This is a genomic window from Mycoplasma sp. NEAQ87857, assembly GCF_009792315.1.
Classification (GTDB): Bacteria; Bacillota_I; Bacilli_A; order Mycoplasmatales; family Metamycoplasmataceae; genus Mycoplasmopsis.
The window spans coordinates 449,582-464,951 of the sequence record NZ_CP045542.1; the positions used below are offsets into that span (position 1 = coordinate 449,582).

7 protein-coding genes are annotated in these 15,370 nt (G+C 27.7%); all 7 read right to left on the minus strand.

Annotated elements, in window-relative coordinates; translation table 4 throughout:
• Nucleotides 1–31 precede the first annotated feature (31 nt).
• Genes GE118_RS01605 through GE118_RS01635 form a run of 7 tightly spaced genes read right to left on the minus strand, consistent with a single transcriptional unit; the run spans nt 32 to nt 15,358 of the window.
• A complete protein-coding gene (locus tag GE118_RS01605; protein WP_158763712.1) occupies nt 32–1,735 on the minus strand; it encodes a hypothetical protein in 1,704 nt (567 codons plus the stop codon).
• A gap of 10 nt (nt 1,736–1,745) precedes the next feature.
• A complete protein-coding gene (locus GE118_RS01610; protein ID WP_158763713.1) occupies nt 1,746–3,068 on the minus strand; it encodes an ABC transporter ATP-binding protein in 1,323 nt (440 codons plus the stop codon).
• A gap of 1 nt (nt 3,069) precedes the next feature.
• On the minus strand, nt 3,070–4,293 hold the full coding sequence (locus GE118_RS01615) for an ABC transporter ATP-binding protein (protein ID WP_370452051.1): 1,224 nt from the start codon (nt 4,291–4,293) through the stop codon (nt 3,070–3,072).
• 7 nt (nt 4,294–4,300) lie between these two features.
• On the minus strand, nt 4,301–5,326 hold the full coding sequence (locus tag GE118_RS01620; protein WP_158763715.1) for an ABC transporter permease: 1,026 nt from the start codon (nt 5,324–5,326) through the stop codon (nt 4,301–4,303).
• The gene (locus tag GE118_RS01625) at nt 5,326–6,366 is read right to left on the minus strand and encodes an ABC transporter permease (protein ID WP_158763716.1); all 1,041 of its coding nucleotides are present in this window, start codon (nt 6,364–6,366) and stop codon (nt 5,326–5,328) included. Before GE118_RS01625 ends, GE118_RS01620 begins: the two co-directional genes overlap by 1 nt.
• Before the next feature lie 3 nt (nt 6,367–6,369).
• On the minus strand, nt 6,370–9,501 hold the full coding sequence (locus tag GE118_RS01630; protein WP_158763717.1) for an ABC transporter substrate-binding protein: 3,132 nt from the start codon (nt 9,499–9,501) through the stop codon (nt 6,370–6,372).
• Between the two features lie 10 nt (nt 9,502–9,511).
• A complete protein-coding gene (locus GE118_RS01635) occupies nt 9,512–15,358 on the minus strand; it encodes a PDxFFG protein (RefSeq protein WP_158763718.1) in 5,847 nt (1,948 codons plus the stop codon).
• Nucleotides 15,359–15,370 lie beyond the last annotated feature (12 nt).

Genomic DNA, 15,370 nt, shown 5'->3' on the forward strand with positions numbered 1-15,370 from the left:
AAAAAATCAACCTTAATGGTTGATTTTTTTATTAAACTTCTGCAGATCTTGAACCAGGTCTTATTCTATTGGTGTTCGCAATTCTTTTAGCTGTGTTTTTTAGATAATTAAATGATTGAAATTCTGGAGTGTCTAATGAAAGTTTTGCTCCTTCAGACTCATCACCTTTAATCAATTGAATAATATCTTCATCAAACACTTTATTTCTAGTAACATAATCTACCGCTGCTAATAATTTGCTTATCGCAACTGATAATGAAGCATCGTCTATAATATTATTTTTCATAACATATTGCATTTCATTTCTACCAGGTATTGATCTTAATTCAAAAAATTCTTCAACAATTTTATTGTGTAATAATTGTAACTCTAAATATTTAACTTTTTGTGAATCGCTTAATTCGTTATCAGCGAAAGTAGGAAATACATTAGCAAAAGATAATCCTTGGAATTCAGGAATTTCGTTATAATATTTTCTTACATCATTTATTGTAGTAAATGAAGTACCTTTCTTTCCTAAACTGTATCTACTTTTTATGTTGTTAAGACTTTTTACTCCACTAGGTAAAGGATTACCTTCTGAAACAATTAATGCACCATAAGTACCTGCATCTAATATTTCGATGTAGTTAAAATTATAATTAAGTTTATCTAACACATCAACTACTTTATTTCATTCGTTTATTAAATTAGTAGCTTGTTCAACTGTTGGTTCTTCATAAGAATATAGTTGTGTTTGATCTTTTAATCATTTGAAAGCTTCTTGGTATTTTCTGTAGGTAGTAAAAGTGTATTTTTTATCTACAGTACCACTTAAAGTATGTTTAATAATTGAATAATAAACTTTTTTAACACCATCATCTGCTAAAAATGCTTGATATTTAGCAAGTAAATCATCATAGTAATTTTTATATTCCACTAAAAATTGATCAATTGTTGAAGAATTAAATCTTGGAGCTTTTGCACTGTATGCTGATTTTAAGCTTAATAATTTTTCTTTTGCATCATCTGAAGTTAAATCACTAGCGGTGATTGTATCTGGTTTTTGATTAGACAATTGAACTAAGTTTTGAATTTTGCCTTTTAAAACACTGATATTGTATCTTATTTCACTTGCTTGCAATGTTTTATTTAATAGGTCAAAAACTTTATCAAATTCAGCTTGATATTCAGGTAATTTAGCTTTCTCTTCTTCTGAAGAATCGCTCTTCATAGCTTTAACAACTTTTTCTCTTAAAGTAAATAAATCATAAAATTTGCTTAACTTAGCGAAGTATAATTTATTTTCTTTATTTAATGCAAAATTGATTTTATCTAATAAAGTAGCATTTGCTGCAGGTTGCTCATCGTTGTTTCATAAATTAGCAACTGTAGGAATTGAAGGTGTTGGTTGAGAAGGTTGATTATTATTTTCTTCACCACCTTTATTTGGTTGTTCTGGATTTGAGTTACTTGGATTTTCAGTTCCTGATCCTGACTGATTTCCTCCTCCTGGGTTTTGATTTCCAGGATTTGAATTAGTTGGATTTTCTGTCCCTGACTGATTTCCTCCTCCTGGGGTTTGATTTCCTGGTGTTTGTGTTCCCGGGGTTTGTGTTCCAGGGGTTTGTGTTCCAGGGGTTTGAGTACCAGGATTTGTTGGTTTTTTAGCATCATTACTACATGCAATGGCAACTAATGGTGTAATTGCACTTGCTGTAGCAGTTAATGTTAATAATAATTTTTTAAATTTCATATTTATTCCTTTATTTATAATTACCTTGTTTTCATTCTTCAACTTCTTCTAAAGTAGCTAAAACATAATGGTCATCATTAATTTTTACTCACTCAGGTTGATTTTGCTCATTATAATTATGTATTTGTGGGTTATATACATAACCAATTAAGCTACCTTTATTCCCATGAATTGAAGGAACTGCATCTAAAAGACTCTTGGTATATGGATGAAGTGATTTTTTCATAATCTCTTCAGTTGATCCAACTTCTAATAATCTTCCTTTATTCATAACAGCAATTCTATCTGAAATATATTCAACCATTCTTAAATCGTGAGCAATAAATAAAATAGTTAAATCAAACTTTTCTTTTAAATCGTTGAATATATTAACAACTTGAGCTTGAATAGAAACGTCTAATGCTGATATAGGTTCATCAGCAACTAATAACTGTGGTCTTAAAACCACTGAACGAGAAATACCAATTCTTTGTTGTTGTCCTCCTGAAAATTCTAAAGGATAACGTCTAAGAACTGATTCATCTAAACCAACACTTTTTAAAATGTCTTTAACTAGTTGTCTTTTACATTCTTTTTCAGACATTTTATTTAATTGATCACGTTTAGATAATTGAGCAGTTAAATATTCTACAGCTTCTTTAGTTTCTTCTAATTGATTTAAATCTTTTAATAATTGAATGTATAAAGCTTCATAAGCTCTATCTTCATTAAAAGCAACTTCTGCTGATAGTTGTTTTTGGTATTCATTGAATAATGATGCATGTTTTTGTTCATCTAAAAATTCTTTGTATAAATGTTCTTGCACTTCTTGATCAAAGTTATATAAGAAAATCTCTTTAGCATTTTTAGTATTATTCAATCCTTCAGATACAACAGCTTCAACATTAACATGAGGGTTAAGTGAGTTAGCTGGATCTTGAAAAATCATTTGAACTTTATTAACCATAAAGTTTTCAATTTCTAAATACTCTTTTAGCTTTTTACCAAATTTTAAACCTCTTTTAAGTTTTCTTGGTAATGTTCTGTTTAATAGTTTAATTTCTCCAAAACTATAAGGTACTAAACCAACTAAAGTTTTTCCAATAGTTGATTTACCACTTCCAGATTCACCAACTAAACCTAAAACTTCACCTTTATATATATTTAAACAAAAATCGCTAACAGCTTTAAATGCTTTTGAACCACTTCCGTAAGTAATATCAACATTTTGCAATGAAGCTAAAATAGTTTCATTGTGTTTAGGAGTAAGCATGTCTTGTGTACCTTTAACTTGTTTACGAATGATTTCTTCTTTAAGAAATCATTTTTTTCTAACTTCAATAAAATCTGACATCTTATTTATTAGCTTCTTGTTTAGCTAAATACTCCTTTCATAATTTTTGAATTAATTTTGGTGGTTCATACTCTGGTGCATTTTTATCTAATAAAGCTGATTTAACCCTATGAGTTTCTGATACATAGTAAAAATCAGGTTCTTTTTCAAAATCAATCATTAAAGCATAATCATTTCTGACTGCAAAAGCATCTCCAACAATATTATTTAAGTTTGAAGGTACTGAACCTCTAATAGTAGCTAATCTTGATCCAATGTTAACATCTGGCATACTTAGAATTAATCCTCAAGTATAAGGGTGTTGAGGGTATTCTAGAATTTCTTCTGCAGTACCTTCTTCAATAATTTGTCCTGCATACATAATAGAAATATAATCACTAATTGATGCAACCACTCCTAAATCATGAGTTATAAACACAATTGATAACTTAAGTTTTTCTTGCAGATCTTTTACAACATCTAATACTAAAGCTTGAACAGTAGGGTCTAATGCTGTAGTTGGTTCATCCATAACTAAAATTTTAGGTTCTAAAGCAACAATAGCAGCAATAACTACCCGTTGAATCATTCCTCCAGACATTTCATGTGGATAAAGTTTCATAACTGCTTCAGGGTCGTTAATTTTAGTTAATTTTAAAAATTCTATAGCTCTTTGATATGCTTCTTTTTTAGTTTTTACTACTTTATTTAAAAGCATACCTTCCATAATTTGTGGACCAACTTTCATAGTTGGATTTAAAGTAGACATAGGGTTTTGAAAAACTGCTGAAACTACTTTACCACGATAGTGAGATCTTTCTCAATCTCTAAATGAAAATTTCTCAACGTTATTGTTATATAACTTAACTTCTCCAGAATCAATAACTGCATTATCTCCAGTTAAACCATATAATAAAGAAGTTATAACTGATTTACCACTACCACTTTCACCAATGATTGAATGCACTTTTCCTTCATAAATTTTAATACTTGGACCTCTGAGAACTTTATTTTTTTCTCCAGGTCTAGCAGGATTTAAGAAAGATAAATGAATATCATTAATTTCTGCAGCAATTTTTAATTTGGTTCCATCTTTAAATTCTTGATATTGTACATTTTTATAAAACTCATCTCAATTAAAACTACTTCTTCTTGATTTGAAATTGAATTTATCTTTTACTTTAGCAACAAATGCTTGAAAAACATTAGAGGAATTAGTTTGATTATTTTGATTATCTTTTTGCATCATTCTCCTATCTTTGTCTTCTTAAAGCATCTTGGATGCTTGAACCAATTAATTGCACAGAAGCAGTAATTAAAATTAATAATGTTGATGGAATAAATACATATCTTAAATATGATGGGAATACTTGTTGGCCTGCTGCAATTAAGTTTCCTAAAGTAGGTGTATCTTTAATTGATAAACCAATGAAAGCTAAACTAGCTTCTGAAAGAATAACTCCAGGAATAGCAAATACTAATTGAGTAACTAAAATTGGAATAATAACAGGAACGAAGTTTTTAAGAATTTTAATTGTAGGAGTTCCTAATACTCTAGAAGCAGCTACTCATTCAAAGTTTCTTGCTCTACGTACTTGAGCTCTAACTTGTAAGGCCATTCCAATTCATCCAGTTAAGGTTAAAGCAAACACTGTAATACCAAAACTTGGTTTAGTAATAATAGTAACTAAAATCAAGATTAAGATTGATGGAACGTTACTTACAATTTTAATAATAAAAGTAATTATTTTATCAAATCAATCAAATTGACCCATTACTATACCAACACTAACTCCAACAATTACATTTATTGCTACAACTGATAATGATAATAATAAGGAATATCTTAATCCTCATCATAATCTAGCTCAATAATCTCTACCAACTTCATCAGTTCCTAAAAAGTGATATACACCACTATTATCGTAAGAATTAACTGGTAAATCTTTATGGAAAACATTAGAAGCTACAGGATCTTGAGTGGTAAATGGAAGTATCATTGCTAGTATAAAAATAATTACAATAGTAACAAATCCAAATACACCAGCAAAGTTTTTAGAAAAACGATATACAAATTCTTTAAATACTTTAGTTTGAGCACCTAAGTGTTGAGTTTCATTATATTCAAATACTTTTCCCGCAAGTTTTCATCCTTGATAGTTAAATGGTTGAACAACCATATTTGGCTTTAAATCATCATCTTCATTAATTTCAGCTACATCTTGATTTTCTCTTATTTTATTAGCTTTTTTATTAATTCAATCTCTTAATTTTGACATTATTTAGCCTTTCTTCTAACTCTAGGATCAATTGCTTCATATAAAATATCTCTTAGAGTATAAGATAAAATGGTAAGCAATGTATAAAGTGTAATTAAAAATAAAATAACATTATAATCTTTTGATTGGATCGCTTGAAGGAATGTAGCTCCTGAACCTGGGATGAAAAAGATTTGTTCAATGAAAAATCCACCAATGAATGATCCTAAAACAACAGCAGGGAAGAATGTTGCAATAGGGAATAATGAAGGTTTAAGTGCATGTTTTCACACAAAACGGTTTTTACTTAAACCTTTTAAATATGCAAATTTAGCATGCACAGAGTTAATTTCACGATTTCACTCTGTACGAATATATTTGATGTAAACTAGAATACTACTTAATGATAGAGCTAACCCAGGTAGAATATAGGTTAAAAAGTCCTTTTCTTCAAATGCATAAGGTAAATGAATTGAACGACCTATGAAAACTAATACTAAAGCAAAGATTAATGATGGAACTGATGAGAAAACACTAATAATAATTGTTGAAATATTGTCAGCTAAACCTCCTGGGTTTTTCCCGACATAAACACCAATACTAATTCCTAGTACTACTGTAATTAAAACTGAAAAGATACCAACTAAGAATGATTTATAAAATCTTTCTCAAATAAATGAGTTAATTTCTTGTCCAGGGAATAATGATAAAGAAATACCAAAATCCCCATGTAAAATACCTTTTAAGTAATTGAAATACCTTTGAATTAAAGGTAAGTTTAAACCATATTGTTCTTCAATCGCTGCTCTTTGGTTAGCGTCTTTTAATCCTGCAGTTAATGCATTTGAACCAGGAACAATATTGATTAAGAAAAATACAATAGTAATAACAATTCAAGCAACAATTATAAACTCAATGAAAGTTTTAATTAATTTTCAAGTTGATTTTAAAATTGGTGAATCTATTGCTAATAATTTTTGTCAAAGTTTTAAAGATGTATTCCTCTGGTTTGACAAAATAACGTGATTATCATCGTTTTTAATTTTTGTTTTAAACAGCATTAATTATCTCCCTTCTACGTTTAATGGTAACCCTGGTCTAGGTGGTTTTGTTACATCATAAGCATATTGTAAGTCAAAAGTGAATAAAGAACTAACTCCTCCTACTTTTGATATTTCTCAGTTAGTATCAACCTCCATTAATGGAATAACAGGTGAAGCATCTCTAATAATTTTTTCAAAAGTACCAATTAATGAATAAACATAATCTTGAGTTCATCCTTGATCTTTATCTGCTTGACTAAAGTTTCCTGAGAAAAATCCATTTAATCTATCTGAATATTCTTGAATATCTTCATTATTTTTAATGAATGATAGTTCAATTGCTTTTTTTCATAAATCTAATTGTTGAGAATTAGGTGTTATGGTTTTAGTAGTTTCGTTTAATCTTGCACTTGCATTTTGAGAATTTTTATAAATTTCATCGATTCCAAAAACATTAAATACATATGAATTTAAAACAGATTGTATGTTTGTTTTTTTCATATTAGTATTATTTAATAATAAATATCTAAGTAATTGTTTAATTTGCTCAGCACCAATAGCTACTTTTTCTTTATCGTTTAATTGATCTTGTACTTCTTTAAGAATTGTATTAGCTGTTTTTTCACTAAAATTACTAATTTGAACAGTATTTTGTGATTGTTTTAATCTATTAAATTGTTCTTTTAATTCTGCATTTGAGTTGATAATATTTTGAATTACTTGAATTGGATGAGCTAATACTTGTTCAGCAGTTTGATTGGTTGAAAGTAAGTATTGTTGTACAAAATAATCAGCATAAATGAAATCACCAACTGGATTATTTTTAAATCCAAACAATGTTCCTTCAAGACTATTAATTCCATCACGTTTGAAAAATGCAGCAATGTAATCTTGAGGATTATTACCTCCAACACGGTCAAAGTTATCATAGATCATGTCGAATTTTCCAGTTTCTAAGAAAGCTGAATAAGTATTTCCTGGTAAAGTTCTTACATCAAGTTTAATAAATCCGTTTGAAGCTCTTTCGATTTTTTCTTTTAAGAATTCTCCAGCTTTATTTTGTTCAGCTGAATCACCATTAACTAAGAAGCTAACAGTTACATGATCAACATTAGGATGTGCTTTTTTGTATAACTCTACATAATCCATTGTAGTTTTTGGTTGATAGTAAATATCAGTTCTAATTGTTCTTTCGAAATTGAATTGTTTTGCTAAGTGAGTAATGAAATCTAAATTTTGTAATCTATGAGTTTCATTATTTTTAGTTTTATAAGTTTTATCTTCAAAGAACATTTCTAAGTTTCTACCATCAAATGTTTTATATTGACCATAAGCAGTTCAGTTAGTTACTGGAAGAGTAAAGTCTCATCCAACATAACGCAACATTTCTTCACGGTTAATTGCATAGAAAATTGCATTTCTTATGTTTTGATCTTGTACAGCACTATTTCCATTACTTTCTTGATCTAAGTTAAATGCTAAAGCAATAGTTCCATAACCAACATTTTTCTTTAAATATTTACGATATTCTTTACTTGTTCAATAATCATTAATTTTTGAACCTGGAATAGTGGTTTGTGAAATAATACCATCTTCAAATAAAATAGAGTTAACATTTCTTTGAGTTGAGAAAATAATTTTAACACTATCAGGAATAACGTTTTCTACATCAAAGTAATCTCTATTTTTTCTTAAAATAATAAATCCTTGAGGTCCAAAAACAATTTCTTCAGGACTAACTTTAAATGGTCCTGTGGTTAAGAAATTACTGGTTGAATTACCGTATTTTAATATTCCTCCACCTTGAGTTTCAACATATTTACGGTTAATTGGGAAAATTCTTGATAAAGTACTTGAAAGTAAGAATGATAAATTAGGAGTTCCATTTTCATTAAAAATCATTGTAAAACTGTTTTCAGAGTTAGATAATCCTTTTGAACCTGCTTTTAGAATTTTTTGTCCAAATGTTTTTGAAGAACTATCTTCATCTTGTACCACAGTAAAAGTTTGATAAGGGTTTACATAAGGATTTTTAACTAAAGTAACTTCATATTCACCTTTTGCATCTTTGATTTTAAATTGTTGTTTATCTAAATTAAGATCAAAATTAGGGTTGTATTGAATGTTGTTGCTAATTAATGAATTTGGATAGTCTAAGAATAATTGACCAGTATAAAACCCAAATGATAAAGCTGCATTTTTGATTTCTTCAATTTCTTTAGCGTCATTTTTTGATTGAGATTGTCATACTTTTTGATTTGGATCTTGAACATACTCTCCACGACTGTTTTTAATGTAGTTTCTTCTACCTCATGGATTTTTGTAGAATCTTCCATGCACTTTATTATATTTAATTTGAGCATTGATGAACTTTTCAGCTCCTTCAATGTTCATTTTTTTAATTTGGTCTAATTTTTCAGATCCTGTATTGAAATCTAAAATATATTCTAAGTAATCTCTTAAATCTTGTGAAGTTACCACATCACCATTACTTCAAAAGTTTTTATTATCATTGGTATAAGCAGTAACAGCCATATAGTTATTTTGGTTTTTTGGGTTAGGAAAAGCATATAAGGTTGCATCACCTAATGCAATATTACCACTAACATCAGAACGTCCTACTCCTCCAAAAATACTAAAATCTTGTAATGGGTATGATGAACCTGTCATTCTATTAGTTCCATTTTCTTTATTTAATGAACTTGAAGCAAACCCTTGTTCTTTAGGATCTTCTTTAGTTCTTGTAATGTACTCATGGAAATTAGCTGTTTCAGGACCTAATTTTCCTTCTTTACCTTCTTGAATATCCATAATCACAAATGAATATCTACCTGTATTTAATTGTCTTTTTAAAGCATCAGTAGGACCATTTTTAAAGTATGATAAAACCAATGAAGGTAAAATTTTATCTAATGATTTTTTAGTAATGTAATTTAAACTACTAATTGGTTCACTAACTAAACCTAAATCATAAGTTGCAGTATCTTTTTTAAGATTATTAATATTAGTTGGTGTATCTAATTTACTCTTAAAGTTTTTTTGATTCTTAGAATCATCATTTTTGGTTTCTGAACTAGCACAAGCTACTGCAATTCCCATAATAGGAGTTGTAGTTAATGCTAATAACGAAAGTTTTCAATTTCTTTTTTTCATAATTCTCCTATTATCCAATATTGTTAAACTGATAATTAATTCCTAATATTGCTTTACCAGTTTTGGTGTTATTTTTTTTCTCAGCATAAATTTTAATTGGTGCTTGAGAAGCTAATTTTCCATTTTCCCCAATAACATCTTCGCTTCCAAGTGTAAAGTTTCCAACTACTTTTTTATCTTTATCAGCAAATTCAACATAATATTGTTGTTGAGGATCTAATAATTTATCTCTATATTTAGACATATAAGCATAATCACTAATTCATGATCCATATCCATATTCTGATAAGTATTTTTTAGTTGTTCCATCTCCTTGACGTGTTAAATAGAAAATGTTATTAGTGTTTTTTGAATGAATTGGTAAATATGCAATATCTTTAGGATTGTTGATGTTAGTAAATTTTAAGAATTTAGCTTGTTTTAATAAGTCTAATGAAGCAAATCCATATAAAGTTACTGCATCATAATCTTTATTTCTATTAATTCCTGAAATAGTTCTATTACCAACTCCATAGTTTAATAATTGAGAAACAAAGAATGCTTCAGGTTGATTATCAACTAAAGTTTTACCATCAAATGATGTTAATCTTCTTTCATCTTCTGGAATAATTACAGGATTTCTATTATCATCATAAAGTTCCATTTTAATTTTAGCTTTTTGAGCTCTATCAACAAAGTATCCATTTTGGTGTTTTAATAATTTACCAAAGTAACTTGATTCTCTTGTTTCTCTGCTTGAGCTTGAAAGATTGTTTTTGTTGAATAAAATTAGAGTTTTATCAGCTTGTTGTTCATTTTTCTCATATTGATTTAAACGTTCTTTAATTAAGTTTAATCTATCAGATCTAGCTTCTTCTAATTCTTTTTGAATATCTTTAAGTTTAAATCTTTCTTTTAAATTTAATTCATTGTTTTTGAATTTAGCATCTAAAACAGTTTTTTCATTTGTTAATTTTTGAATTTTGTTATCTAAATCATCTTCTTTATTTAATGTTTCTTCTCAAACTTTAAGATTTAGTGCTCTTATTGCTTTATTTTTTCTTACATCTGATACCCAACTAAACGCTTCATTGAATTTCTCGCTACTTAATTTAATTGAATTTAAAAATTCTAAGCTAGTTACATCAACAATATATTCTAATCCTGTTTGCCCTTCATTAATATCTTTTAAGTATTTTGGTGAATTTCCAAAATTATCAATTGGAACAAAAGTAGTTTGAACATAATCTCTAGTTAATGTTTCAGCAATTGTATAAATATAATCAGTAAATTTATCGTTTAATAATGGTTCAACTCTAGTTGCAAAATAAGTAGAAGCATCATTTGAAGGAGTTCCGGTTGAAAATTGTGAATACACAAAATCACTATAGAAACCTTTAGCTTTATAACCTAAATCTTTTCAAGTTATTATTCCTCCAAGGAATAATAATAAATCTTGAGCATCAACATTTGCACCATAATCTTTTAAATTATTTTTTTCTAAGAAGCTTGCTATTGCTCTTTGGATTGCATTTGGCGAAACACGTTTACCATCATTAAAATCAAGATATGCATCACTAGGAACATATGAACGATAAATATTTTGATTTTCAAAATATACTCCATAATCTTTTGATAAGAATGCAGCATTTTGTTCCATTTGAGTTAATGGGTTAAAGTTTTTAACAAATAACATTAATCCTGATTCTCTAAAACGTTTCATCGCTTCATTAGCTAATAATTGTTCATTAGCAATAATTGCTTGATTATTAGGATCATTTTCTTTCATTAATTGAGCTTTAAAGGTTTCGAGGTTAAATTTAGTTTTAACATAATCAATATCTCAATTAAAGATAAAATTATTTTCTTTTGCATTTGATGCAGCTTGATCTAATTTTGCTTTAGAATAATCCATTGCACTAAATGTTAAAAACGCATCTAATGAACTAAATCACATTTGAGCACTAGTTGCATTTGGATTTAAAGCTACAATGGAAGCACCTAAAGATTGAGATTTAGCATCTTTGTTTAAGATGGTAAATCTTGAATTATTAGTATCTAAGTTAAACACTAAATTAGTTAGAGGTTTAGCTAAAGTTAATCCTGATACTTGATTATCATCGTAAGCAAATTGTAAAATACCTGTTCTCATTAATAACGATAATAAATCATCAAATCCTAATTGAATAGCACCTTCAGGAGCTACTAAATCATATTGTTTAGCTAAGTCTCTTAATCTAGAAAGATTATTACCATAAATACTTTCATTTAATAAAGTTGATGATTGTAATCTTGGCATAATATATTCATTATTACCAATTTTAACTACCCGGTTAATTTGAGCAAATCTAGGAACAGTATATCCTGTTTGAATATTATAACTAACAGAACTTTGTTTTCATAATCTAGGTAAATCACCTAAACCAGCTTCAACAGTTTTTGCGGTTGCATTATCTTCACCTTGAGCTTGTATTGCTTCACTATTATATAAAGTAAGTAAGATGTCTTCAATAATACTTTTTCCACCAAGAGCTAAATAATGGTATGCTTTACGCATTTTTCCACCAAGCTCTACACCTAATAGGTTATATGATGGATTTTTTTCAATTTCATCACTACGATATTTAATAGAATTAATAGTTCCTTGATCATCAACAGCACCTAGTAAGTTAATAATACTAAATGCAGGATCTGGACCTAAAATAGTTGCAGAATTATTTCATCCACTTTCATGCACTGAATTAGAATAAATGTTTTTGATTGCATCTTCAATAGTTTTAATTTTTTGTTCATAATAATTAGCACTATCTTCATCTAAAGGTGTATTTAACGGTACTACAATTGCAGGAGTTCCATCATTGTTTAATAATTTAACTTTAGTAATAATTAATTTTTCTTGATCATTTGTTTTTGCATCTACTATACTTACTGTGAATTCGTTTTTTGATTCATCAGTAATTGTAACAACTCCAGCATCAATTAAACTACGACCTGAACCATCTTTGATAGTTGAATAAACATCTTTAGCTGAAACTTCAGCAATAATTGATTGTCCTGTAGTTGGATTAGTTCCAAATGCTTTTAATTTATCATCATAATATGGATTAATTGTTCCTGAATGTCTATCAAATGAGTTAGCTAAGAATAAATCACCGATTTTAACTCCTCTTAATTCTGCAGCTTTTGCTAATCCATTAAAATCTTGTAAGAAACGTCTTTTTGGATTTTGATTAATAGTGTCATAATAGCTTGCATTACGGTTAACACTTCCTCAAACATCAGCATCAGCTTCTTTTTCTCAAACTTTTTTACCATCTTTATTGGTTAAGAATTTATATTTGAAAAATTCTCCAGTACTTGTTTCATTGTCTAAAGCATTAACTTTATAAATGTCAATTCCTGTACGAGCTTTTAAATAGTTTTTTAAATATTCAACATTTAAATATCCACTATCATTAGCTCCACCACGTACACTTAATGCACCTGTATAAACACTATTGTTTTCTTTACCAATTTGAGTTAACATTTGTAAAGTATAATGATGACCATATTCGTGAGTTCCAACATATTTTAAGAAATCAGTTGAAATACCTTCAAAACCATCAATAAAACTATATAAAACTAAAGGTAATCCAATACTGTCATTAACGTCTAATCCTTTATATGGGCCATTAACAACTTGATATTCATAAAATCCTTGATCATTTAAAACAGATTCAATATGTGGTCCATTTAATTCTTTTAATAAAAATGGAAAATCTCTAGTAACTTTTTCAATTAATCCTGGATATACTTCATTATAAATTTGGTAATCTCTACTTTTGATTCCAGTTAATAATTGTCCATTTTCATCATAAGTATTGATTTTTTCAGGACCTACATTCATTGTGATTGGTTTAATTGAACCTTGATATTCAACAGCATCTTTAAAACTAGTAAATTGTTCTCTATTAGCTTTATCATCTAAATTATTATTAAATGAAACTAAATAAGTTTGATTATTACTATCTTTTAATGTTACAAATAAGTTAAAAATATTTTTGTTATTAAATTGAGTTTTTTGAACTTCAAAATTAGTTATTTGGTATTTGGTAATTGATTTAGCATTTTCTGGAGTTTTAGCATATTCATATGCTTGACCATAATTTGCAAAAAATCTATCTTGGTTAATTGTTGGGTCGTGATATATATAAATATTTTTATCTAAATAATTATTAACATCATAAAAATCTAAAAAGTTTAAAATTTGTTGATTTACTACTTGTTCTAATTGTTGTAATGAAACAACTTCAACAAATGAATTAAGTGATTTTAAATCTTGTAACACATATTGACCATTAACATCTTGATTATTTTGATCTTTGTAAGTGAATGAAATAATCATGTGTGGAATTTTATTACCTTCTGGGTTGTTGTATTCTAATTGTGAGATTTCAACTTTGGTAATAGTTGCATCTTTAAGTTGATTAAATTCAATATCTTTAAAATCATTTAAATGAGCATTTTTAATTTGGTTAAATTGATCAGCTGTGATTTTTGAATTTAAGAATAATGTTTTTTTCTGCTCTGTAGGTAATTGTGGTTTTGTATTATTTCTATCTATTTGTTTTGGTAATGGTAAAGAGTATTTAGGATCATAATCTTGACCAACAAATAATTTTACTTTTTGGTTTAATAATCTACCAGGCATAATGATGTTTGCAAAAACATCTTTGTAATCAGGTTTATTTCTAATAGTTACATTAGCATCTTTATCAACTGATCTAGTGTAATTATTTTTTACAATCGAAGCTAATGGAATATCTTTTAAGTATTGAGTAACTTGTTGATAAGAAGCTACATCTTTAAAAGCACTATAAGTTAAAGCATCAGTTGCATTTCCTCTACCACTAATGCTGCTATATATAGGTAAAGTCCCAAAGAAAGCATCAGGATAGAATTTAATTTCACTTGATTCTTTATGTAAAGTAGAGTGATCTCCTAATGTAATTGAGTTACCATTTCTTGTTACCCCTGAAACTATTCTAAAGACATTTAAAGTAATAACATCAGGTCCTCAAGCAACATTGTTCATAAATCATTTAGAAAATTCAATAAATTGTTTTGGTCTAACAGCTAAAACATATTCATCAGCAAATATAAATGATCCATATTTAATATTTAAATTAAATGATTCTTTGTATCTTTTAAAGTATTCTTGGTAAAAATCATCGAAGTTATATTTTACTTTTGGCTCACTTATAAATCAAAATTCAGTTCCTTCTTGATTAGTTGAAGCAATAACTTTTGATTTTTGAGGATCATAAATTTCTAATTCAGGTACTAATTGCCCCAAATGTTCAATGATTGATACATTATGTGGTGTATCTTTTTTATCTTTTAAAAGATTTTGTAAAAATTCTAAGAAATTCAATTTAGTTTTATTATTAACTAAATAAAATGATTGGTAATTTAAATCTGTCTGCCCTACTAAGTTATTATTGTGGTAAATATCAACTTTGTCATTGTTTACTCTGTAATCTAAACTAGCAAAATCTTGATTGTATTTGGTTAAATAGTTGGTTTGAAATTCTTTTAATGTATAAGTTTTACTTTTATCATCTAAATAATAAAATTTTGAACCATCGTTTGAACTTTTTGCAACTACGTTTCCTTGATTATCTTTAACATCTAAAGTTGAAGTAGTTTTACCTGATCTAAATTTTGAAAAATCATTTATTAATAATTTTGAATCAATTGGTGATTTTGAACCTAAAACTTCATCTGAATTAGCTGAATAACCAAACATTGAACCAATAACTACTCCTGTTCCTGCGGTTAATATACCAAGTGAAATAAGTAATTTACTAGTTAAAGAAAGTGGTTTTTTTCTTTTCATTGATATCCTTTC